At 60.0% G+C, this 22,744-nt stretch carries 18 protein-coding genes; 4 read left to right on the top strand and 14 right to left on the bottom strand.

The features are described from left to right. Window positions 1-24: 24 nt before the first annotated feature. The 4 genes from ACTJLB_RS13355 to ACTJLB_RS13340 form a co-directional block, all read right to left on the bottom strand. Complete coding sequence (locus ACTJLB_RS13355) at window positions 25-357, bottom strand: DUF2322 family protein (RefSeq protein ID WP_440783539.1); 333 nt, start codon at window positions 355-357, stop codon at window positions 25-27. Window positions 358-434: 77 nt separating this feature from the next. After that, window positions 435-2,351, bottom strand: a complete 1,917-nt coding sequence (locus ACTJLB_RS13350; RefSeq protein WP_440783538.1) for an SMP-30/gluconolactonase/LRE family protein — start codon at window positions 2,349-2,351, stop codon at window positions 435-437. 81 nt (window positions 2,352-2,432) lie between these two features. Then, entirely contained in the window at window positions 2,433-3,074 is a 642-nt protein-coding gene (locus ACTJLB_RS13345) for a DsbA family oxidoreductase (protein ID WP_440783537.1), read from the bottom strand. Window positions 3,075-3,192: 118 nt separating this feature from the next. Then, window positions 3,193-4,191 carry an SDR family oxidoreductase gene (locus tag ACTJLB_RS13340; RefSeq protein ID WP_087753982.1) on the bottom strand — a complete coding sequence of 333 codons (999 nt, stop codon included), beginning with the start codon at window positions 4,189-4,191 and terminating at the stop codon, window positions 3,193-3,195. A 169-nt stretch (window positions 4,192-4,360) separates the two neighbouring features. On the opposite strand from ACTJLB_RS13340, the gene ACTJLB_RS13335 reads away from it, so the two are divergent. Together ACTJLB_RS13335 and ACTJLB_RS13330 are read left to right on the top strand one after the other, a co-directional pair. Continuing rightward, a complete protein-coding gene (locus ACTJLB_RS13335) occupies window positions 4,361-6,196 on the top strand; it encodes a thiamine pyrophosphate-requiring protein (protein ID WP_440783536.1) in 1,836 nt (611 codons plus the stop codon). Window positions 6,197-6,321: 125 nt separating this feature from the next. Then, a complete protein-coding gene (locus ACTJLB_RS13330; RefSeq protein ID WP_440783535.1) occupies window positions 6,322-6,906 on the top strand; it encodes a glutathione binding-like protein in 585 nt (194 codons plus the stop codon). 80 nt (window positions 6,907-6,986) lie between these two features. On the opposite strand, the gene ACTJLB_RS13325 is transcribed toward ACTJLB_RS13330, so the two are convergent. Beyond that, window positions 6,987-8,087: a lactonase family protein gene (locus ACTJLB_RS13325; RefSeq protein WP_440783534.1), complete on the bottom strand. Its 1,101-nt coding sequence runs from the start codon at window positions 8,085-8,087 to the stop codon at window positions 6,987-6,989. 42 nt (window positions 8,088-8,129) lie between these two features. Beyond that, on the bottom strand, window positions 8,130-9,680 hold the full coding sequence (locus ACTJLB_RS13320; RefSeq protein WP_440783533.1) for a methyl-accepting chemotaxis protein: 1,551 nt from the start codon (window positions 9,678-9,680) through the stop codon (window positions 8,130-8,132). 287 nt (window positions 9,681-9,967) lie between these two features. Here ACTJLB_RS13320 and ACTJLB_RS13315 point away from each other — a divergent pair, with 287 nt between their 5' ends. Beyond that, window positions 9,968-11,641, top strand: a complete 1,674-nt coding sequence (locus ACTJLB_RS13315) for an FAD-dependent oxidoreductase (protein WP_020068277.1) — start codon at window positions 9,968-9,970, stop codon at window positions 11,639-11,641. 3 nt (window positions 11,642-11,644) lie between these two features. Here ACTJLB_RS13315 and ACTJLB_RS13310 read toward each other — a convergent pair whose 3' ends face one another. From ACTJLB_RS13310 to ACTJLB_RS13275, 8 genes are all read right to left on the bottom strand, one after another. Continuing rightward, window positions 11,645-12,337: an OmpA family protein gene (locus ACTJLB_RS13310; RefSeq protein ID WP_440783532.1), complete on the bottom strand. Its 693-nt coding sequence runs from the start codon at window positions 12,335-12,337 to the stop codon at window positions 11,645-11,647. Window positions 12,338-12,382: 45 nt separating this feature from the next. After that, complete coding sequence (locus ACTJLB_RS13305) at window positions 12,383-13,147, bottom strand: flagellar motor protein (protein ID WP_440783531.1); 765 nt, start codon at window positions 13,145-13,147, stop codon at window positions 12,383-12,385. 89 nt (window positions 13,148-13,236) lie between these two features. After that, on the bottom strand, window positions 13,237-14,472 hold the full coding sequence (locus tag ACTJLB_RS13300) for a Crp/Fnr family transcriptional regulator (RefSeq protein WP_027804674.1): 1,236 nt from the start codon (window positions 14,470-14,472) through the stop codon (window positions 13,237-13,239). Window positions 14,473-14,705: 233 nt separating this feature from the next. Next, window positions 14,706-15,557 carry a carbohydrate ABC transporter permease gene (locus tag ACTJLB_RS13295; protein ID WP_020068273.1) on the bottom strand — a complete coding sequence of 284 codons (852 nt, stop codon included), beginning with the start codon at window positions 15,555-15,557 and terminating at the stop codon, window positions 14,706-14,708. A gap of 10 nt (window positions 15,558-15,567) precedes the next feature. Next, window positions 15,568-16,539 (bottom strand): carbohydrate ABC transporter permease, encoded by a 972-nt coding sequence (locus ACTJLB_RS13290; RefSeq protein WP_087753843.1) that lies wholly within the window; start codon window positions 16,537-16,539, stop codon window positions 15,568-15,570. 296 nt (window positions 16,540-16,835) lie between these two features. Further along, on the bottom strand, window positions 16,836-18,089 hold the full coding sequence (locus tag ACTJLB_RS13285) for an ABC transporter substrate-binding protein (RefSeq protein WP_440783530.1): 1,254 nt from the start codon (window positions 18,087-18,089) through the stop codon (window positions 16,836-16,838). Between the two features lie 88 nt (window positions 18,090-18,177). Continuing rightward, entirely contained in the window at window positions 18,178-20,163 is a 1,986-nt protein-coding gene (locus tag ACTJLB_RS13280; RefSeq protein WP_440783529.1) for a beta-galactosidase, read from the bottom strand. An 11-nt stretch (window positions 20,164-20,174) separates the two neighbouring features. Next, window positions 20,175-21,326, bottom strand: a complete 1,152-nt coding sequence (locus ACTJLB_RS13275) for an ABC transporter ATP-binding protein (protein WP_440783528.1) — start codon at window positions 21,324-21,326, stop codon at window positions 20,175-20,177. Between the two features lie 191 nt (window positions 21,327-21,517). Here ACTJLB_RS13275 and ACTJLB_RS13270 point away from each other — a divergent pair, with 191 nt between their 5' ends. Then, window positions 21,518-22,549, top strand: a complete 1,032-nt coding sequence (locus tag ACTJLB_RS13270) for a LacI family DNA-binding transcriptional regulator (protein ID WP_440783527.1) — start codon at window positions 21,518-21,520, stop codon at window positions 22,547-22,549. The last annotated feature ends 195 nt before the right edge of the window (window positions 22,550-22,744 follow it).

Here is a 22,744-nt window from a genome sequence, read left to right as displayed (position 1 = left end):
ACTTTCAAGCGCACCGTAAGCGGTTCAGTCCGCCTGAATAACGTCGATGCGCAAAGCCGGCGCGCCTGCTGCAATCGCGAGAAGATGATCGACATTCGGATGCGCGCCCGGCCGGTTGCGCGCGTCGGCGGTATGTTCGCCGAACACCGCGAGACCATGTTCGGCCGCTTTGGCGTCGAGCGTGCCGAATGTCTGCTGCAAATAGTTGTACACCGCGAGCGAGCCCTGCTCGCCAGGCTTGTTCTCGATGCTTGCCACCACCGTGCCTTGCGCGTCGATCAAATCGATGCGCACGATACCGTCGATCGCGGGCATTTGCGCAAGGTTCTCTTTGAATACGTTACTCGCCTGAATCACTGAAACCACTCCTTTTAAGCAGGAAAATTGCCACGAGGGCCGTATCTTATCCGATAGCCCCGTTGCATCGCGCCCGCTCACGGAGTCCAGCGGTAAACGATCATGCTCGACCCGTTGTAGTTGTCTTTTGTGACCACGTACTCACCGCTCGCTCGCATGAACGCGCGAAGCCCGTACATCGAATCGACGTCGTTGCCGACATCCACCGTACCGGGACTGTTGTTGATTAGCGTGGTGTCGAGTTGGCCGGTGGTGAGATTGAACGCGTCGATGTTCGGCACCGTATGCACGTACCCGACGAAAAGATAATTGCCCGCTGCTGTAATCGACTTCGGATTGGCACCGGTGAGTTTGATCACCGGCTGCGGCCGCGTGGTATTGCCCGCACTCCAGCCGTGATAAACCTCGACGCGCGATTGAATCGCCGTCCAGTCCCAACTCCCCGCCACGCCTTGCGCAAGAATCATCGTGTCGCTCTCCGGCAGATAGATGATGCGCGTCAACGGCCGGATACTCAGCGGAATGGAAATCGTGATTGCCGGTCCCCACAACGGTTTGCCGTTTCCGTCGAAACCTGTGAGCGGGTAGTGATAGATATGATTGGTCCTGTCGAGGCCGGCCCACACATCGCCGCGGCTATCGATGCAAAAGCCCCCCGTTATCTTCACCGTCGTGTTGAACGCGGGTCCCGGGATCGATCCGTCAGGTATCGCAATGTAGCCACTCGCCGCGTTGAAATGATAGAAGTTAAAGGTATCGGGATTCTGACCTGACGCAACCAGAATACGGTTTCCGCCCACGCTGACGAGTTGACCGAAGTGCTGCCCGCGCTGGGTGTCGTTAATGTTCAGTCGCGGGTCTGAAGGATAGGTGAACGGATCGACGGTATTCGCAACGAAGGTGCCGCCCGCGCTGCCCGTATAAATGTGCGCGCCGCTGTAAAACCAGGCGCCGTCTGTCGCGGGGTCGGGCGCGGCGACGGCTTCGAAGTTCAGTGCCTGCAGCTTCCATTTCAGATTGCCGCCACTGTCGTATGCATGCAGATCCGTCGGGCCGTTGCGGCCGAGATCCCAGCCGCCTCCCCACGGATTGTTCAGCACATAAAGGGTACCGGCTGCGTCTTTGCCAATGCCCGCCACACGCGTGAAGCGCTTGTCGCCAACCTGTCCTTTGATTCCCGTCGTCGTGTCCAGATAGCCGCCCTGAACGCCGAAGGTGCCGGCCAATGTCGGCGTGCCCGCAACGTTGTATATCTTGATGTTCATGTCGGGTCCTTCGTCGCCGACCATAAGTCGTCCCGTCGACATATCGAAATAAACTGCCGAAGGCCGCGATGCAGCAGGCATCTGGATCGTACTCAAAGGCGCACCGCCCGCACTGAACTCGGCTACCACGCCCGCACTTTTTCGCGCCACCCACAAATTGCCCGCGCTATCGAGCGCAAGCGCGCCTGGAGCGGATACGTTAATGTCCTGCTGCCAGACGCCGTCGGTTGTATAGACGCGGACACGGTTGCCATAAAAGTCGCTGACGTAAAGCAGCGTGCCTGCCGTGGCGAGCCCGGTGATGACATCGGCGTGAGGTATGCCGGTCCACACGCTGACGGGAATACGAAGTTCGAGCGCTTTCGTCGCGCGGTTATAGCGCCCCACGGAGCCGCTGCCAAACGACCTGTTGTACTGCAATGCCGTAAAGATCGACGTCGCATTACCTGTTATCGCGCTGCCCTGAAAGTCGGCGTGGGTGCCGATCGAGCCGATGCTCTGGCCATTCTGATAGATGGCCACACCGCCCTCGTTCTCGTCCCACAGCGACGACGTGTAAATCACCCCTTCAGGTGCAACCCACATCGAGCGCGCGCCGTTGCCTACGTGCGCCGCGAGCGTGCCGTAGGTATTGGCGAGCCAGTCGGTCGTGTATTGCGCATGACACACGCAGGCAAGCGCCATCAGCACGAAGCCGAACAACGCGGCAGCGATCCGCTTTGTGATCATCGACGATTGCCTCCAGCGGTACTTCGTTTGCGTCACCGCGCGCATGACGGCATGCGGCCGTTTCAATTCGGGAGTGCCGGCTTACGCCTCGGAGAGAATCTGCTGGATAACCTGCTCGAAGGTCTCGACAGGTTGGCCGCCGCTCACCAGGTAGCGGCGATTGAAAATGATCGCAGGTACTGACTGGATGCCATGTGACTGGAATTCCTCTTCTTCCGCGCGGACCTCGTCCGCGTAGTCGCCGCTTTGCAGCACGTTGCGCGCCGCATCGGCGTCCAGTCCCACCGCTTGAGCCGCTGCGACGAGTACGTCATGGTTGCTCGGGTCGCGGCCCTCGGAATGATAAGCGCGCAGCAATTCGAGCTTGAGCGGCAACTGCTTGCCTTCGAGACCGGCCCAATGCAACAGGCGGTGCGCATCGAAAGTGTTATAGACAAAAGTGCGCGGTCCGAAATTGAAGCCGACGCTTGCGCCGCGCTCGCGAATCATTTCCTGCGTCTGCGCAATCTGCTCGGGCGTGCGCCCATACTTCTTGCCCAGATAGTCGACGATCGCCTCGCCCTCGGGACCCATTTGTGGGTTCAGTTCGAACGGATGCACGACGATCTGTGCATCTACGGCATCTCCCAGGCGCGCCAATGCGAGTTGCAGCGAGGAAAGGCCGATGGCGCACCAGGGGCATGCGATATCGGAGACGAAATCAATTGTGAGCGGTTGGGACATGGCTTTCCTAAAGGCGATGGGGTAACAGGTCGAGACAGTCGGAAACAGGCATATTGTTACCGATCCCGGCTGTCCACGTCTCCCAGCGCGGCGAGGCGCACCGCTGCACGCGTGCGCTCTATGCGCCTCGGCTCTTTCTGATCAGCAAACCGATGCCGCCAGCGATCCCGATACTGGCCAAAGCGCATAAAACGCCGCGGTGCCGAACCGCTAACATTTCGAGGCTTGCCGGCTTCGACTCGCGGTCAAAACGTCCGTGAGCGCCAAAATCGCCGGGTACTGGATCGAAGAGATTGCTGGGCGCGTCGGGGCTGAGCGGTTCGTCGGTGAGTTGTCCCTCGTAGCCCGCCTTTGCCAGATATCTGTCGAGCAATCCGGGTGCGACGCGGTTTGCAAGAATCGCCTTCGCCGTCGGAAATCCCACCCATACCTGGCGTCGTTTATGCGTTGCGGCGAAATAGATGGCACGTGCGGCCACTTCCGGCTGGAAAATAGGCGCGACCGGTTTTGCCTTCCTGCCCATCTTGTTGAGCGCCCAGTCGAACTGCGGCGTATTCAGTGCCGGTAGATCGACCATGGTCAAATGCACATTGAGCCGGTCGTGGATGATCTCGGAACGCAACGCGTCGGTGAAGCCGCGCACCGCGAACTTCGCTCCGCAATAAATCGACTGCAGCGGCACCGAGCGATACCCAAGCGCAGAACCCACGTTGACGATAGTGCCGCGATTGCGCGTACGCATTCGCGACAGCGCGGCCATCGTGCCATGCACCTGGCCGAGATAGGTTACCTGGGTTCCTCGCTCGAATTCCTGTGCGGTAAGTTTCGACACGGGTGCGAAGACGGTGGCCATTGCAACGTTGACCCATACGTCGATAGGACCGAGTTCCGACTCCGTGCGCGTGGCGGCTTCTTCTACGCGTTCAGCATCGGCGACATCCGTCGGAATGGCTAGTGCGCGAACGCCATAAGCATGCTGGATCTCGTTGGCGGCGCGCGCGAGCCGCGCCGGGTCGCGCGATAACAATGCCACATCGTAGCCGTGCCGCGCGAACTCCTCTGCAGCCGCGCGTCCCACTCCGGCGCCCGCCCCGGTTACGACGACAACTTTGTTCATGGCGATCCCTTGTGCTTCGTGCGCACACCACGTCCGCATAGCAGTGCAGCAAAAAGCGAGCCCACTCGATTCGCATGACATGTTGATTCTTTCTGCATGAAAGAACGCGGAACGCGCTTTGCAACGCTGTCTGGATCTACATCGTGATTACTTTTGTGAGGAGCCATCCATGTCCATCACCGTCGGCGACTTCATTATCGAGCGACTACAGGCGTGGGGCGTGCGCCGTATTTTTGGTTACCCTGGCGACGGCATTAATGGCGTATTCGGCGCGCTGAATCGCGCACAAACGGAGGCCAAAAAGCATCGCAAGACCACCGGTCAGCCGGAGCCGATCGAATTCATTCAGGTCCGTCACGAGGAAATGGCGGCCTTCATGGCATCGGCTCATGCCAAATTCACCGGCGAACTCGGAGTTTGCATCGCGACGTCCGGACCCGGCGCATCGCACCTTGTTACAGGACTCTACGACGCCCGAATGGATCACATGCCAGTGCTCGCGATAACAGGTCAGCAGGCACGTTCAGCACTCGGCGGTCATTATCAGCAGGAAGTCGATCTCGTCTCGCTGTTCAAAGATGTCGCAGGCGCGTTCGTCCAGCAGGCCACGGTGCCCGCGCAAGTGCGCCATCTCGTGGATCGTGCGATACGTACCGCACTTTCCGAGCGCAAGGTGACCGCGCTCGTTCTGCCGAACGACTTGCAGGACTTGCCTTACGAGCCGCCCGCTCGCAAACATGGCACGTTGCATTCGGGTGTCGGCTATCGAGCGCCGCGTCTCGTTCCACAAGCGGAAGATCTGCAACAGGCCGCGGACGTGCTCAACGCCGGCAAGAAAGTCGCGATACTCGTCGGCGCCGGCGCATTGCACGCGACCGATGAACTCATCGCCGTTGCTGAGAAACTCGGCGCGGGTGTCGCGAAGGCGCTCCTCGGCAAAGCCGCGCTGCCCGACGATCTGCCGTGGGTCACCGGCTCCATCGGTCTGCTCGGCACCAAGCCAAGCTACGACCTCATGACCGAGTGCGATACGTTGCTGATGATCGGCTCGGGCTTCCCATACGCAGAGTTCCTGCCGAAGGAAGGCGCGGCGCGCGGTGTGCAGATCGACCTGAAGGCCGACATGCTGAGCCTGCGTTATCCAATGGAAGTGAATCTTGTCGGCGATAGCGTGGAAACGCTGCGCGCGTTGCTGCCGTTGCTCGAACACAAGCAGGATCGCGAGTGGCGCAAAACGATCGAAGGCTGGACTGCCGACTGGTGGAAGACGCTCGACAAGCGCGCACACGAGCCGGGCAAGGACGCGGTCAATCCGCAACGCACCGTGTGGGAACTGTCGCCGCGCGTCCCGTCGAACGCGATTGTGACGAGCGATTCGGGCTCCTGCGCGAACTGGTACGCGCGCGATCTGAAAGTGCAACGCGGCATGATGTGCTCGCTGTCGGGAGGTCTTGCGTCAATGGGCGCGGCCGTGCCGTATGCGATCGCGGCGAAGTTCGCTTATCCAGAGCGCCCAGTGATCGCTCTGGTCGGCGACGGCGCGATGCAAATGAGCAACATGGCTGAACTCATTACCGTTTCGAAGTACTGGAAAGGCTGGGCCGATCCGCGCTGGATCTGCATGGTGCTGAACAACCAGGACCTGAATCAGGTGACGTGGGAACAACGCGTGATGGAAGGCGATCCAAAATTCGAGGCATCACAGGACATTCCCTCCGTGCCGTATCACAAGTTCGCGGAGTTGATCGGCCTGCAAGGCATTTATGTAGACGACGCAGAGCAGATGGGCGCCGCGTGGGACACAGCGCTGGCCGCGGATCGTCCCGTTGTGATCGAGGTGAAGGCGGATCCGAACATTGCGCCGTTGCCGCCGCATATCACGCTGGCGCAGGCCAAGGCATTTGCATCGACCTTGCTGAAGGGCGATCCCGACGAAGGCAATGTGATCGTGCAGACCGCGAAGCAGGTGCTTGGCGCAGTGCTTCCGGGTCACCACGACGAGTAAGCGTGCGGCGCTGGCAATTCGCCGCTTTACATGGCGGACGGTAACTCGCATAGCCGAACATTTCGTAGGGCATGCCGAATGCTGCCCTGAAGAGATCGCCAACTAACTAGATGGAGGACCGCATCATGAAGCTCTATTACTCACCGGGCGCGTGCAGTCTGGCCGATCACATTGCCATGCATGAAGCAGGTATGGATTTCGACCGCGTACGCGTCGACCTGAAAACGAAAACCACGGAGACGGGTCAGAATTTCAACGAAATCAACCCGAAGAGCTATGTCCCGACATTGGAGTTCGACGACGGTCAACGGCTCACGGAAAACGTCGCCATCCTGTCATGGGTCGCACAACGCAAGCCGTCAATGTCACCGTCGGGCGAGCTAGGCGCGACACGTCTGGTCGAGATGCTGGCTTTCATTTCAACAGAGTTGCACAAGCAATTCGGCCGCGTATTCAAACCCGCGTCGAATGAAGAAGCAAGTGCCGCGCGGGAGAAACTGGGCCAACGCTTCCAGCTCGTTTCGACCATGCTGAAGGGCGACTATCTGTTCGGTGCAGAAGCAAGCGTCGCGGACGCGTACCTGTTCACCATGCTTCTATGGGCCAAAGAAGCGAACATCGAAGTGCCGCAAAAACTCGCGGACTTCGCACAACGCATGCGGACGCGGCCTGCTGTACAACTCGCGTTGAAACACGAAGGGATCGAGTAAAGGAGCATGCCCGCGTTAGCCGCGGCCGCCGACGTGGTTTTGCATCGGCGGCTGCGAGCGGTCGCGGCTCGCCGTGATATCTACTCGGCGTTCGAACCGTCGAACTGCACTATCTCGATCCAGTTCGCGCCCTTGCCCACCGGGTATTGCCCCAGCGCGCTCAATGCACCGGTCTTCCGGTCGATCCTGTATGCGCTCAGGCTCGTCGACAACTGTCCGACCGCGAGCAGATAATTGCCCGACGGATCGACGTTGAAGCCGCGCGGCTGCTTTTCGGTAGCGTAAGTGCCGATACGTGTCAGCTTGCCCGACGCCCGCTCCACGCGATAAGCAGCGAGCGTGCTCGAAGTGCGTTCCGACGCGTACACGAAGCGGCCATCCGGCGTGATGTGAACATCGGCGCCCCATGGCTTATCGCCGGAAAAATTGGGCGGCAGAATGGAAATGGTCTGCACCGGTTGAACCGAATCACGCTGATTGTCGAATGCGAGCACATGCAGCTTGCCGTCGAGTTCATCGATCAGATAAACAAACCGGTGATCCGGCGAGAACACGAAATGGCGTGGTCCCGATTTGGCGGCAAGCGAATACGCGGGCGCGGCGTCTTCGGTCAATGAACCCTTCGACGGATCGAACTTCAGGCGCAACCAGGCGTCGGAGCCGAGCACCGACGCGAATACATAACGGTTATCCGGCGCGTTGCGAATAGCATGCGCCATTGGGCCTGTTTCGATGATCTGCTGAACGTCTAGCGCCACACCATTCGAGTCGATGCTGTTCACGGCCAGCAGATTGCCGCCGTAAGAAGCAGAGAACAGGTAACGGCCGCTTGCATCGGTAGACACGTAGGCCATGCTTTCCGCGAGCGGCGCCTTGCCCAGTTCGCTGAGGCGGCCGTTGAGCGGATTGATTGCGAAGCTCACCACGCGATAAGGTTTCGAACGCACACCGGCGTAAAGCCGCAAGTGGTTCGGCGACAAAGCCATTGGCATGACGGTGCCGGCGAGCCCCACCGTCTCCACTGGCTTCAGTGCGCCATTCGCTGTATCGAGGCTGAACACCGAAATGTCCTGACTGTCCGCGTTGGACACGTACGCGTAGGTGGCGGCATGTGTAGCGGCGGACATCGTTACACCGGCTAACAGAATTGCGAATACACGCGAGACGGCTTTAACGCCCATGTTTTATTTTCCGATCGAGTTGGATACGAACATCAACCTAGGTTAGCGGAGGCGGAATGCCGACACTGCATCGGTCATCGACTGGGCCTGATGTTCGAGAGCACTCGCTGCAGCTGCAGCCTCTTCAACGAGGGCCGCATTCTGTTGCGTCACCTGGTCCATCTGGCTCACGGCCTTACCAACCTGCTCGATGCCCGCGGTTTGCTCGACGGTTGCCGACGTGATCTCCGCCATGATGGTCGCAACACCTTGAACCGCTCCGACGATTTCGGTCATCGTGTGGCCGGCCTGCGTGACGAGTTCATTACCGTGCCGCACGTCATCTACCGAAGCGGAAATGAGCGACTTGATTTCCTGCGCGGCACTCGCGCTGCGCTGAGCGAGCGTGCGCACTTCGCCGGCAACGACAGCGAAGCCGCGACCCTGCTCGCCGGCCCGCGCCGACTCCACAGCGGCATTGAGCGCCAGAATGTTGGTCTGAAACGCGATGCTGTCGATCATGCCGGTAATCTCCGCGATCTTCTGCGAGCTAGCGGTGATGGCGGTCATGGTCTGCACCGCGCGCTGCACGACGTCGCCGCCACGCTGCGCCACGTCGGCAGCGCTTGCCGCAAGCGTGCTCGCCTGGCGAGCGTTATCCGCGTTCTGCTTCACGGTGGAGGTCAGCTCCTCCATGCTCGCCGCCGTTTCTTCGAGCGATGCCGACTGCTCCTCGGTGCGGCTCGACAAGTCGAGGTTGCCCGCGGCAATCTCACGCGCGCCGCCGTGAATCGCCTCGCAATTGACGCGAACGTTCGACACTGTTTGCGCGAGCCCGGCCTGCATGCGCGACATCGACATGAACAACTGACCGATTTCGCTCTTGCTGCCTTCAGGAATAGAGGTGGTCAAATCATTGCCGGCAATCCGGTCGAGCAGTCTGGACGCCTGCTGTAACGGGTTGATCACGATCTTACGCAACGCGAAGTGCGTGGCAACGATCAATGCGAGAGCGAGTGCGACGCCCGTGACGACCATCGTGACAATCCAGCCGTATTCCCGTTCGTTTCTCGCCGCGGACTCCTTCGCCAACGCACCGGCAAGGTTCTGAAACTTCTCCACGTTCGCCGAATAGACCTGACCGGCAAGCGTAATGTCGCGGTCGTTGATTGCAACGTAGGCGTCGGTGTCGCCACGCTGGAGTGCGTCGAACGACTTCTTCAGTGTTGCGGCCAGCGCATTCGACGAGTCGACAAGCTGCTGTTTCAGCGCATCGTCCTGTCCCACGAATCGGGACGCCGACGCGAAAGCACGCGTTTCGGCGTCCGCGCGATCGAGGGTTCGCTGCGCGCTAGCGAGCGCAGAATCGCGAGTGGCGAGATGGTTGCGCTCCTTCAGCGCCGCGTAGGCGCGAGTGAGAGCTGCCCGGGTACGGGTGCTGTCTTTGTAGCCGTCGTTGGCGAGTATCTCCTGAGTTGCAATCTCCTGGAGCCGTTGCGCGTTCTCGTTCGAGCGGCCAAGCGCGAAGACACCCACCACGCCGCCAAACGTGATCATCGCGGCAAACAGGACCAGTACTGCGAGTAAGCTTTTTCTTACTGTGAAATCGCGCATGCTTTCCGAACCCGTTCGTTGTCTGTCTCTCTGGTTATTAACGGCAGATGATGCGTGAACTTGAATGTGACCGGCCCCGCGCGGTATGGCATCGGCACCCCACTGCATGCGCCGCCTTGCCCTGTCCGGCCTGACGCCGCTCTTTACTGGCGGACCGACTCTGGCGCACAATCTCAGCCGAAACCGCTGTCCATCGCCATTCCCATGATGCCTATTATTCGCATCGTCGTTCCAATCCGGCAGCGTAGCGACGTGCTGCACCGTGCGTCTTTCTAATTGGACACCTCATGAGCGACAAAACTTCTGGTAAGCGTGAAGATCTGCTGGCAGGCGGCAGCCGTCACCACCAGATCTTTCCCAGGCTGAACGACGCGCAGTTTGCGGTACTGGAAAGATACGGCGAGCGGCGCAAGCTGAGCGCCGGCGAGGTACTGTTCACCGAAGGGGACCGCCACGTTCCGATGTTCGCGATTGTGTCAGGCACCATCGAGGCGACGCGCGGCAGCGGCGAGAACCTGCATTTTCTGGGTACTCACGGGCCCGGCAGCTTTACCGGCGAAGTCGGCACGCTGGCTGGGCGCGGTGCGGTGGCGTCGACACGCGCAACGAGCGATTGCGAGGTGATCGTGATCGACGAGGAATCGCTGCGCGCACTCGTGGTTGCCGAAGCGGAACTGAGCGAGACGATCATGCGCGCCTATATCCTGCGCCGCGTCGCGTACATTCAGGATCAAAGCGGCGGCGTAGTCGTCATCGGCAGTTCCGGCTCTTTTCCGACACTCGTATTGCGGCATTTCCTGAGCCGCAACGCGCAACCGTCGGCGTATTTCGACATTGCCGAGCACGAAGAGGCCAAAGCACTGCTCGATCGCTACGGCGCGACTGAGGAAGATCTCCCGGTACTCGTCACGTTGCAGGGCACTATTCTCAAGCGGCCGACGAATCGCGCCGTGGCGGACGCGATTGGCCTGAGCCCCGACAGATTGAATGGCGAGCGATTCGACGTGGTGGTGGTCGGCGCGGGACCTGCCGGTCTTGCTGCGGCCGTGTACGCCGCATCGGAAGGACTGAGGGTTGCGGTTCTCGACACCAAGGCGCCCGGTGGCCAGGCGGGCACCAGCTCGAAGATCGAAAATTACTTTGGCTTTCCGACGGGCATCTCCGGCCAGGCACTCGCCGGTCGTGGCCTGTCCCAATGCCGGAAGTTCGGTGCGGAAGTCGGTGTGCCGATCGAGGCACTCGGTATCGAATGCGACAAGGGACAACCGTTCCATATCCGCCTGAATTACGACGAGCATGTTTATGCCCGCGCCGTTGTGATCGCAACAGGCGCGCGTTATCGCAAGCCGGAGCTTGAGCGGCTCGAGCATTTCCAGGGTCGGGGCGTCTATTACAGCGCAACGTTCATGGAAGCCGCGTTTTGCGGAAATGAAGAACTCGTCATTGTCGGCGGAGGTAATTCGGCGGGACAGGCAGCGGTCTTTCTCTCCGGATTCGCCCGTCATGTGCATATCGTGATTCGCGGCGAAGGACTCAACGCCAGCATGTCCAGCTACCTGATCCGGCGGATCGAAGCGGCGCCGAACATCACGGTTCACGTGCGAACACAAATCGTCGCGCTAAATGGCGAAGAACATCTCGAGTCGATTCAATGGAACCAGCAGGGGCGAATCGAGGAAAAGGCTATTCGCCATGTATTCCTGTTTCTTGGCGCGCAGCCAAGTACCGGATGGCTTGGCGACTGCGTCGAACTGGACAAAAATGGTTTTGTGCTGACGGGCCCCGATGTCGCTCACAAGTGGACGTCGGAACGTCCCGCGCATTTCCTCGAAACCAGCAGACCCGGCATTTTCGCAGTGGGCGACGTGCGCAGCGGTTCGGTGAAAAGAGTCGCGGCGGCCGTCGGGGAAGGCGCGGCCGCGATTCAGTCCCTACACCAGTACCTTGCGCTCGCACCGTGACATTCAATACTCGACGAGTATGGTGACGCGGCGATTCGCAGCATTGGCCGCCGCGTCGTTGCCGATAACCAGCGGAAAATTGTCGGCGCGGCCAATGGCGGCCATACGGTGCGCTTCAATACCCTTGTCAGCGAAGAAGCGCACGACAGCCCCCGCACGAGCAGAAGACAGTTCCCAATTGGATTCGTACTTCGCCGTCGCTATTGGCAAACTGTCCGTGTGTCCTTCAACCAGAACGTTGTTTCTCGCGCGCTCACGCAGGACCTTGGCGATCTGGTCCAGCACAGCGAACGATTCGGGCAAAAGGCGAGCGTCGCCGGAATTGAACAGTACTTTCGCGTTGATCGCAATTTCAACGCCTTGAGGCGTGTGCGAAATCGTGATCTGACGGTTGCCCTGCAAAGGCTCCAGCAACGAGAGAAGCTGCTTCTTCGCAGCTTCTTTTGCATCCGTTACGGCAACGGGCGGCTGCACGTCGACAGCCTCTTTCACCGGGTGATGTTGCAGCGTTTTTATTTGCAGCTCGCTGTTCTTCGCGAGTTGCAACACATACAGCGCGAGAAAGAGCACCATCAGCGTGGTGATCAAATCGGCGTATGAAAGCAGCCAGCGGTCCGACTGCTCGCCGCTATCGTGACCGTCCTGATGCGCTGTCTTGTCCGTCGGAAGACGCTTGCTGCCAGTCGAAGTGCTCATACACGCGAGTCCGCTATGAATTGATGCTCAGGCATTGCCGAGCCATTAGCCGAGCAGTTCGGCGGATCGTTCGCGCACGTCGCCAGCCAGGCGCGTTTCGATGGTGTGCGGCGATTCCTTTCGCGAGATCGCGAGTAGGCCGTCGAGGTACAAACGCCTGAAACGCAATTCGCTGTCCACCTGAGCGCGGATCTTTCCGTATAGCGGCAGAAACACGAGGTTGGCTACGGCCAGGCCATACAGCGTTGCAACAAACGCGACCGCAATGCCCTGCCCCAGTTGCGACGGTTCCAGCATATGGCCCGTCACCTGAATGAGGCCCAGCACCGCGCCCAGGATGCCAAACGTCGGCGCATAACCGCCCGCCTGCTGCCAGATTCGCGCGGCCGCCATGTGATTGCGCTCATAGGCATCGACCTCGCGTTGCAACGCATCTTCAAGCACTGCGGTCGATACGCCGTTTGCCAGCAGCTCAAGACCTCGTTTGGCAAACGGGCTAATCCCGTTTGCGTCGATCGACTCGAATACCAGCATGCCATTGAGTTTCGCCTGATCGCCCCATTCGAGCAGAACGGAAAGGCTCTCGCGATCCACTTGCCGCGCCTTGACAAAAGCAAAGCGCAATTGCTTCACGCCGTCATAGAAGCCCGCCCACGTGTTCTGGATCATCACGGCCCCGAAGGTGCCGCCAAGCACGATGACAAATGCCTCCAGTTGAAAGAGCGACGTGAAGTTACCGCCCTCGAGCGAGAAGCCCGCGACGATTGCCGTCAGGCCGAACACTACGCCAAATATCGTTAGAAGATCCATACGTCCTCGCCACCGGCTGCAGCAGCCTGCGAATTACAGTTAAACGTTCAAGCGTTGCGCCCGGTGTTGCGGACCGGGCGCCGCAGGCTTCAGGACTCAGCCGGAGCAGTATTTGCCACGGGTGACTTCAGCGCTCGCACCGTATCGAGGAACCGCTGCTCGATTTCGATGATCTCGACCGGGTCGATCTTGATCTCTCGACGCATGACCCACGACACCTCTTTCTTCCGGGCTTCCGTCATCACCGATTGCAGGCGTTCGTCAATCGGCTGTCCCTCAGACGCGGACAGCAGTTTCGCGAGGTCATAGGTATCGAAAGCACTCACCGCTTCGAACAACGTGCGCTGATCGACAAACTCCAGATCGTCGAGCGATTTCAACTCGCCCGCGCCACGCGCGGTGCGGCGCGAGAAGTAGCTGAGACCTTTTTCCTCGACGTAGTTGAGTACCTTGGTCTTGCGGAACGCGAAGATGTCCTCGGCGATCTCCGCGTGAGAGAGCTTGTTCAGAATCACTTTCCGGTCGACGCCGATCAGGGCTTCCAGGTCGTCCAGTTCGATCAGTTCGAGTTCGCTGCTGATCGATACATCCAGATCGTGGTCCGCCACCTGCTGCGCGCGTTCAGTGATTTTCACTGCGTCGAACGTGACGAGCTGCCGGCCCGCCGCGCCGTCACTTGCCGAATAGCGCCCAGACGTATTGTTCAGCCGCTCCGAGCGTCCTCCTTCGATGGATACGAGATTGAGCTTCTCCATGCGCTTGAGCATTGCCATCACATGTGGACGCGAGTGGCCCGCTATCGCGTTGCATTTCTTGATGACTTCGGAAAGCGGAATCGAGATTTCCTCGTTTTGAGGACGGCGCGCGCGTCCATCGAATCTGTCGTTCGGTTCGGCTCCGGCCATCAACGAAAGAACGTGCGCGTAGGAAAGGACGCCGGGTAGAAAATCGGCATGGGTATTCGTCGCGAGAATGTCGTCTTTCTTTTTGACGCGACGGATCATCGTGCGCACGATATGGCGCAGCAGCGGCGAGACGCGCTCGAGTTCTTCTTCGACAATGCCGCCCGCGATGGCGGTAAGTTGGCAGAAGCTCAGTGCCTTCGCGGTGTGGGCTCGCGGCTCGGGCGGCAACAACGCCGCTTCGCCGAAAAACTCGCCCTTGCCGAGCGTAGCCAGAATGACTTTTTTTTCATCGCACTGGGTGGAGATTTCGACTTTGCCATCTGCAATGACGTAGATCACTGCGTCACCCAGGAAGCCTTCTGAATAGATGACTTCGCCCGGAGCCGCCGTGCGCGTCCATGGCGTGCGTTGTTGGTTCAAGATTGGTACCCCCGATGAGCTTTTGGTCCAGCGCGTGCCTTCTTCAAGCACGAGTCAGTTCGACGGTCTGACATATTTCACTAGATAACGACAAGCTCATCCCAATCTTTAATGAGGGCAAACGCGACGGCGATCGCGCAAACGTTTGCCGCTCCTACTCTCAACGCTCAATACGCGCGACTCGATTTGCTATTTCTTCGGTCACGTGCTTGCAAGGTCATCGGGTGGCCGCTTTAACCCTTCGTCGCGCCGAATGTCAAGCCTGCGACAAAGTGTTTCTGCATGGCGAAGAACATTGCGACGGAAGGCAGCGCCGCGAGGATCGAGCCGGCGGAAACGAGGTTCCATGCTGTCGTCCATTGCCCCTTCAGCGCGGCCACACCGACGGTGATCGGCGCGGCGTCGTCGCCTTGCGTCAGGCACAACGCCCAGAAATAGTCGTTCCACACGAAGGTGAAGACGAGAATCGCCAATGCGGCGAGCGCGGGCCGTATCAGCGGAAGGACGATTCTGAAGAACACCGTCCACTCGTTCGCACCCTCGATTCGCGCCGCCTCGACCAGTTCGAACGGCAACTGCTTGATGAAGTTGCGTAAAAAGAGAGCGCAAAAACCTGTCTGGAACGACACATGGAAAAGAATGAGGGCGCTCACCGTGTTGAACACCCCTAGCTGCAACGACAGATCGCGTACCGGGATCATCAATACCTGCACAGGCACGAAGTTGCCCGCGACAAAGGTAGCGAACAGCGAGGAATTGCCGCGAAAGCGGTAGATTGCGAGCGCAAAGCCGGCCATTGCGGCGAGCGCAATGGAACCGATCACCGCGGGCACGGTAATCAGCACGCTGTTCCAGAAGTAATGCAACATTGGCGAAGTGGTCAGCGCCTCGCGATAATTGTCGAACAGCGCAAAATGCTTCGGCCATCCCCAATAGTTGCCCTCGCTGAGTTCTTCGCTCGAACGTATCGATGTGACGAGCACTGCGATCATCGGTAGAAGCCAGATCAGCAATGCGATCGGCAGCGTCAGCTTGTAGACGCGGCGCGTTGCCGGTTTCCACTTGTCGATTGGAATTGGAAACATGGTTGGCTCCTTATTGCTCGGCGCGCAGCATCCGCCGCAAGTGATAAACGATGTACACCAGCATGATGCCGAACAGCACGACGGCCACTGCCGCCGAATAGCCGATGCGGTAGTACTTGATTGCCTGGTCGTACATGTAATAGGCGAGCACGGTCGAACTTTCGAAAGGACCGCCGCCGGTCATCACCGAGATCAGATCGAAACTACGCAATGCGCCGATAATCGTGACGACGATTGCCATAAAGGTGGTGGGCCGCAATTGCGGCAGGATCACATGCCACAGCATCGACCAGCCGCGTGCGCCCTCCATGCGCGCCGCCTCGATCTGTTCCGCGTTGAGCGAAGTGAGCCCTGTCAGATAAAGAATCATGCAATAGGCCGTTTGCGGCCATAGTGCGGCGAACACAATGCCTAGCGTTGCGTAGCGCGGATCGCCGAGTACCGGCACGCCGTGGCCGAGAATTACCGCGAGCAAGCCAAACGTTGGATCGTAGAACCACGAGAAGATCAGCCCGACCACCACACCCGACAATACGAAAGGCGCAAAGAAGAGCGACTTGACGATCCGGATGCCTGCCACTGCCTGGTTCAGGTACAACGCGACGGCGAGTCCCATCGGCGGTGCGAGCAGAAACAGCAGGAGCCAGATAAGGTTGTTCTTTAGCGCCGTATAGAACGTCTGCGTATGGAACAACTCGGTGTAATTGGCGAGGCCGACGAAAGTCGGCTCCGTCATGCCGTCCCAGTTGAAGAAGCTCAGGCGTATCGTCGACAGAATCGGCCAGATCACATAAATGGCCACCATCACACAAGCGGGTGCGAGAAACAGAAAGGCGGCGCGTCGTTGACGTCGTGCGGTAGGCGAAGGACGACGCCCGCGCGCGTGGCCCCGCGTGGTGCTGCCCGGCGCAGGCAGCGGCGAGCCGCCTGGTCCAGCGGGACCGCCCACAGTATGACGAGTGACGGAATGCGACAAAATCATTCTCCTGTCGACCAGAGTTAGTGCTTTAGCACTTACTCTGGTCCCATGCAGAGCGGTCGACCAGAGTCAGTGCTTTAGCACTTACTCTGGTCCCATGCAGAGCGGTCGACCAGAGTCAGTGCTTTAGCACTTACTCTGGTCCCATGCAGAGCGGTCGACCGGAGTCAGTGCTTTAGCACTTACTCTGGTCCCATGCAGAGCGGTCGACCGGAGCTAGTGCTTCAGCACTTACTCCGATCCCATGCAAAGTTGCCGTCCAGACACCCCAAAAGGCCCTCAACGGCCGCCACCGCCCACTACTTCTTGTAAATGCGCTTGCGCGTCTGCTCCAGTTGCGCGAGCACGCTGTCCAGTTTCGACGGATCGGAGACGAACTGCTGCATCCCCTTCATGCCTTCATCGGCCATTTCCTTCGTCATGTCGCGGTCGTAGAACTGCGCAATGCCGCCTTTCGTATTGGCAAGAATCTGGAAGCCGATCTTGGAGATCGGATCTTCCGGCTCCGGCGACTTGCTATTCGCCGACAGCGACCCGAGACCGGCAGCAAGCTTCGCGCCGATTTCAGGCGTTTCGACAAACGCGAGGAACGTGTGAGCGTCCGCCTTGTTCTTCGCCTTCGACGGGATATGCAGCGATTCGACCGGACCGTCTTCGGCGGTCGGCACATTGGCGTCGATGATCGGGAACTGGAAGTAGCCCATCTCCGGTTTCACATTCGGCGGAAAGCCTGCGGTGATGAAGGTGCCCATCAGCATCATCGCGGCCTTGCCCTGGAACAGGAACGGCTGCACTGAGTCCAGATCGTACGACAGGGAGTTGTCGATGAAATAACCCGCGTCGATCAACTGCTTCCACGTCGTATAGACCTTCTTCACACGCGGATCGGTGTATGCAATTTCACCCGCCATCAGCTTCTGATGAAACGCATTGCCATTCAGGCGAAGATCGAGATAATCGAACCAGCCGGCGAGCGTCCATGCATCGCGGCCCGCTACGGCAATCGGCGTAATGCCGGCGGCCTTCAGCTTCTTGCAGTCGTCGAGAAACTGATCCCACGTTTTCGGTTCGCCAGAGATACCGGCTTTCTGGAACAGATCCTTGCGATAGAACATGCCCCACGAGTAATACACCGTAGGCGCCGCATATTGCTTGCCCTTATACGACGACGCTTCCTTCGTCGAGGCATACATGTCGTTCCAGCCGTTCTTCGCCCAGTCTCCGCTCAGGTCCTCAAAAAGACCGCGCTGCGCGTAATACGCCATGCGCTCGCCGTCATGCCAGTTGACGATATCGGGCGCGACAGTGGAGAGCCAACCGGGCAATTGCACTTTGTACGCTTCTTCGTCGATAAACGACACCTTCACGTCGATGCCAGGATGTGCCTTTTTGAATTCATCGACAACAGACTGCCAGACCGCGCGCTGACTCGCCCCCTTGAATGCGATATTCGCGGTCAGCGTGCCGGCCTGAGCAGTGCTGGCAACCGACGTTCCGAGAGCCGCCGCAGCCACCGCGAGTGCCAGCAGAACCTTGCGTGGTTTCATTTTCATGCTACCTGTCTCCTTTATTCCTGATTTTGCATCGTTGTCGTTACTGCACGGAATTCCGGTTTGCACATCGTCCCGCTCCCCGCAACCGTCATCGGGCTCGATACACTGCCACGCCTTGTGGCTCGACAGTACGTGAGCCGATCACAAATGCGTTGTCTGCCGCACCGGTGATCGTGTGTACGGTGTCGCCGTAGTTGAACACATAGGTCAGCGCGCCGCGCCGGCTAATGCGGACGCTCTCGCCGAGCTGCACCGTTTCGACGCCGGCGCGTTGTGCGATCTGCTCGAAGAGCCGGGTCGTCAGCGCGTCATCGAACAAGCTGGCGAGGTAATGGAACGCACCGCTACGCACATACGCCGGTTGCCCGTCGGCGAAACGAGCCAGTACATCGAAAGAATTCGTGTCCTTGCTTTCGATGAAGTCGCGCCAGTGACGCGCGACGCCGTCTTCAACACTCGCGTCTTGCGTACCGGCAAGCCGCACGGGCTCGGTCACGTTAGGCCGCATCGATTCGACGCGCCAGACACGCAGCGGCAACACATCGGCGAGCGCACCCGGCGGCAGATTCGCGGGAATCTGCAAGTCCTGAGTCTTCGAGCCAGTGCGCGGCCCAAGCACGACCTGCGCCCCCGAGCTGGCAAGACGCGCGGCCAGATCCGCCGGCACGACCGGCAACGGCGGCACGACGATCAGGCTGTAGCCGTCGAGCGACGCGTCGACCGGCACGACATCGACATCGAGACCTAACGCACGCAATGCCGAGTAGTACTCGAATGCGAAGCGCGGGTAGTGAAAGTCCGCACCCTGCGGATGGATCTCGAACAGCCACTTTGCTTCATAGTCGTAGACGAGCGCCACTTTCGAACGGATCGCGGCATCGGCATGCGCATTAGCCGCGAGCACCGTGTGAATTTCCGACGCCACCTGTGCCGCCTCGCTACCGCCGACGTCGAGTCGGTTATCCGGCGTGTTCAGGCCCGCATGCATCTGCTCCTGCGCGAACGGCGCCTGACGCCAGCGGAAATACGATACGCAGCCCGCGCCGTGCGCGAACGCTTCCCAGCTCCACAGCCGCACCATGCCCGGCAATGGCGCCGGATTCCACTGCGCCCAGTTCACCGGACCCGGTTGTTGCTCCATCACCCAGAACGGCAGCTTCGACATACCGCGATATACGTCGTGATTGAACGACGCGAAATCCGGATGACCGCTGCGCAGCCAGCGCGCTTTCACATCGGGCGCGAACCATTGTTCTTCCAGCGCGCCGAGCGGATAACTGTCCCAAGCGGCAACGTCGAGATCGGCAGCGACCTTGTAGTGATCGAACTCGGTAAAGAGCTGCATGAAGTTGTGCGCAACCGGCCGCCCTGGCGAATGCGCACGGATGATCTCGACCTGCATGCGGTTATATCGCGCAACTTCGTCGGACGCGAAGCGCCGGTAATCGAGCCGATGCGAAGGATGTGCCTCGGTCACAGTCGCCACCGGAGCGTCGATCTCGTCGAAGCTGCGGTACTCCATGCTCCAGAACACGGTGCCCCACGCGCGGTTTAATTCGTCGATTGTTTTGTAGCGTGCCTTCAGCCACTCGCGAAAGCGCGCCACTGCTGCGGGCGAATAACTCACGACTGTGTGATGACAGCCGAACTCGTTATCGGTCTGCCAGTACGCAACGGCCGGATGTTGGCCGTAACGCTCGGCGATTGCAGTGCAAATCTTCTGCGATGCCGCGAAATACGACGGCGACGAGAAGTCATAGTGACGGCGAGAGCCGAACGCGCGCGGTCGGCCATCTGCGCCAATCGGCAAGATGTCCGGATGGCGGTCGATCAGCCACTTTGGAGGTGTCGCGGTGGGCGTGCACATCACGACTTGCAAGCCTGCGGCGCCGAGTACTTCGATTGCGCGATCGAGCCACGCCCAATCGTATTCGCCAGGCGTCGGCTCGATGCGGCTCCACGCAAACTCGGCGATTCGCACCTGCTCGATTCCGAGTGCTTTCATCCGGCGCGCGTCGTCTTCCCACATCGACTCGGGCCAGTGTTCCGGGTAATAACAGACTCCAAGGCGCATCCGAATGTCCTTTATGCGTAATGTTCGACGGATTCAAGCGAAGGAGCGGCGAAGCCGTCTTCGGTGAACAAATGAGTGGCGTGGCGCGGTACGCGCAGGTTCGCGCGATCGCCAGGCGCGAGTCGCGTATCGCCCGGCGCTTTCGCGATGAGCGCGGCGCCGCCGGGTTGATCGAGGTGCACATAGCTGTGCTCGCCAAGCTGTTCGACGAGCGAGACGGTGCGCGAAAGAATGGCGTCGTCGTGAGACGAGGACGAGTCGACGAATTCAAGGTGCTCAGGACGCACGCCGAGCGTCACCGCTTGCGAGACTTGCAACGCGGCACCATCCACAGGCACGCGGACGTTCTCTTGCGTGTGATCGAGCGTCACTGCAACGCCTTGCGCGTCGACAGAAGCGATACGTCCCGGCAGAAAGTTCATGCGCGGCGATCCGATGAACCCCGCGACGAAGCGGCTCCTGGGACGGTGATACAACTCCAGCGGCGCACCGATCTGCGCGATGCTGCCGTAACGTTCGGTGTCTTTCCCCGCATGCAACAAGACGATCTTGTCCGCGAGGGTCATCGCCTCGATCTGATCGTGCGTCACATACACCACGCTCGCCTTCGCGAACTGCTTGTGCAGCCGCGCGATTTCGATGCGCGTCTGGCCACGCAGCGTTGCGTCGAGATTGGAGAGCGGTTCGTCGAAGAGAAACACGCCGGGTTGGCGCACAATCGCGCGGCCAATTGCAACGCGTTGACGTTGACCGCCGGACAGTGCTTTCGGCCGGCGCTCGAGCAGCGCTTCCAGTTGCAGAATGCGCGCGGCTTCCCGCACCTTGCGGTCGATCTCGTCTTTTGGGGTTTTGGCGAGCTTCAGTCCGAATGCCATGTTCTCGAACACGGTCATGTGCGGAAAGAGCGCGTAGCTCTGAAACACCATCGCCACGCCGCGCTGCGCCGCCGGCACGTCGTTCATGACCTTGCCGCCGATGAACAGGTCGCCGTCGGTGAGATCTTCGAGCCCTGCGATCATGCGCAGCAACGTAGACTTGCCGCAGCCCGAAGGGCCGAGAAAAACGCAGAACTCGTTCTCGCCGATCTCGAGATCGACGTCGCGAATCACCGGCGCACCGTCGCCATACGCTTTCTGCACGCCTCTTAACGAAATGCTCGCCATCGTCTCGACTCCGTGATTTAATCGGCTCGACGGCGGAGATTAAGCGCTTAATCAGCAGGGCCTAAAAAATCGATCGCGTGCGATCGTCCGGCCTTGCCTGTCTCCGCTATCGTTTTGTCTGTGCGACAGATGGTGCCGCGCCTTGCCCGCCGATGCAAATGTCGGGCAGCCATCCCAAATAATGAAGAGACATGCCCACACTTAGCGAAGTCGCGCGTCATGCCGGCGTCACGCCTGCCACCGTATCGAATGTGCTGCGCAATCGCGGGCGCGTCGGCGAGAGCACACGTCAACGCGTTCTCGAAGCCGTCGACGCGCTCGGCTACCGGCCGCACCTCGCCGCCCGCGCGCTCGCCGAAGGGCGCGCCCCGACGCTCGCCTTGATGGTGTCGAGCATCGCCAATCCGTTCTATCCCGAGTTTGCGCTAGCCGTCGAACGCGCGGCGCGAACCAGCGGACATTTCGTGATCATTTGCAATACTAACGAAGATCCGCTAACTGGCCGCGCGTACCTCGACCAGATAGCCGGCACGCTCTCGGAAGGGGTGCTCGTGACCAACGCGAACCTGCAGTTCGCAGACCTTCACGTGACGGAATCGCGCGGCACTCCTGTGGTTTTGTGCATGTGGGAGCGACCCAACGAGCCGCCGGGCCTGCCCTGCGTTGCGGTGGATTTTCGTCTGGCCGGCGAGCTTGCCGGAAAGCATCTGCTCGAATTGGGACATCGGCGGATAGGGGCGATTGTCGGCAGCAAGGCTTCCGGTATTCACGCTGCCCGCTATGAAGGGTTCGTCGACGCGCTGCGTGCGGCCGGGGTCCGCAAAAACCGCGTCAAACATGCTGCGGATACGATCCAGGGTGGCTACAGCGCGGCGCGCGAACTGCTCGAGGCCGATCCGCAACTCACTGCGATTTTCGCGACCAACGACCTGCCGGCGCTCGGCGCGATGCATGCCGCTGCCGACCTCGGCCTCGCCGTACCAGCCGATCTTTCCGTGATGGGCATCACCGACATCCAGCTCGCGCGCGAGTCGCGGCCTGCATTGACCACTGTCGCCGTGCCGACCGTGGAAGTCGCCGGGCTCGCGGTTTCGTTGCTGCGCGAACTCATCGAATCGTCGTATGGACACGCCGGTTCTGGCGAGGCCAATGTGCCGATGCGAATTTCGTCGCCGCCGAAACTCGTGGTGCGTGCGTCGACTGGTATCCCGCGCTCTCGCTGAACGCGAAATTGAAGCGAGAAACCTCGTCGTGGTGAGCCGCTTGGGCGTCCCCTACGCTCTCCTCGACGCAGTCAAAACGCACCACACACCTTTCTACCTGCTTTCACTGAAGCCAGGACTTTCCCCAATCCGGCTGTCCGGACGCTGCGACGCACCATCTCGCCAAAACCCCCGCCGCACAAGGCTTTCCCGGAC

Origin of the sequence: Paraburkholderia sp. 22098, from assembly GCF_052045935.1 — a bacterium.
GTDB classification, from domain to species: domain Bacteria; phylum Pseudomonadota; class Gammaproteobacteria; order Burkholderiales; family Burkholderiaceae; genus Paraburkholderia; species Paraburkholderia caledonica.
This window is presented reverse-complemented; position numbering and strand designations above follow the sequence as displayed.

Bases quoted from the DNA above. Each gene is read 5' to 3' on its own strand.
- ACTJLB_RS13350 (WP_440783538.1), bottom strand. From the start codon at position 2,351: ATGATCACAAAGCGGATCGCTGCCGCGTTGTTCGGCTTCGTGCTGATG.
- ACTJLB_RS13345 (WP_440783537.1), bottom strand. From the start codon at position 3,074: ATGTCCCAACCGCTCACAATTGATTTCGTCTCCGATATCGCATGCCCC.
- ACTJLB_RS13340 (WP_087753982.1), bottom strand. From the start codon at position 4,191: ATGAACAAAGTTGTCGTCGTAACCGGGGCGGGCGCCGGAGTGGGACGC.
- ACTJLB_RS13335 (WP_440783536.1), top strand. From the start codon at position 4,361: ATGTCCATCACCGTCGGCGACTTCATTATCGAGCGACTACAGGCGTGG.
- ACTJLB_RS13330 (WP_440783535.1), top strand. From the start codon at position 6,322: ATGAAGCTCTATTACTCACCGGGCGCGTGCAGTCTGGCCGATCACATT.
- ACTJLB_RS13325 (WP_440783534.1), bottom strand. From the start codon at position 8,087: ATGGGCGTTAAAGCCGTCTCGCGTGTATTCGCAATTCTGTTAGCCGGT.
- ACTJLB_RS13320 (WP_440783533.1), bottom strand. From the start codon at position 9,680: ATGCGCGATTTCACAGTAAGAAAAAGCTTACTCGCAGTACTGGTCCTG.
- ACTJLB_RS13315 (WP_020068277.1), top strand. From the start codon at position 9,968: ATGAGCGACAAAACTTCTGGTAAGCGTGAAGATCTGCTGGCAGGCGGC.
- ACTJLB_RS13310 (WP_440783532.1), bottom strand. From the start codon at position 12,337: ATGAGCACTTCGACTGGCAGCAAGCGTCTTCCGACGGACAAGACAGCG.
- ACTJLB_RS13305 (WP_440783531.1), bottom strand. From the start codon at position 13,147: ATGGATCTTCTAACGATATTTGGCGTAGTGTTCGGCCTGACGGCAATC.
- ACTJLB_RS13295 (WP_020068273.1), bottom strand. From the start codon at position 15,557: ATGTTTCCAATTCCAATCGACAAGTGGAAACCGGCAACGCGCCGCGTC.
- ACTJLB_RS13290 (WP_087753843.1), bottom strand. From the start codon at position 16,539: ATGATTTTGTCGCATTCCGTCACTCGTCATACTGTGGGCGGTCCCGCT.
- ACTJLB_RS13285 (WP_440783530.1), bottom strand. From the start codon at position 18,089: ATGAAAATGAAACCACGCAAGGTTCTGCTGGCACTCGCGGTGGCTGCG.
- ACTJLB_RS13280 (WP_440783529.1), bottom strand. From the start codon at position 20,163: ATGCGCCTTGGAGTCTGTTATTACCCGGAACACTGGCCCGAGTCGATG.
- ACTJLB_RS13275 (WP_440783528.1), bottom strand. From the start codon at position 21,326: ATGGCGAGCATTTCGTTAAGAGGCGTGCAGAAAGCGTATGGCGACGGT.
- ACTJLB_RS13270 (WP_440783527.1), top strand. From the start codon at position 21,518: ATGCCCACACTTAGCGAAGTCGCGCGTCATGCCGGCGTCACGCCTGCC.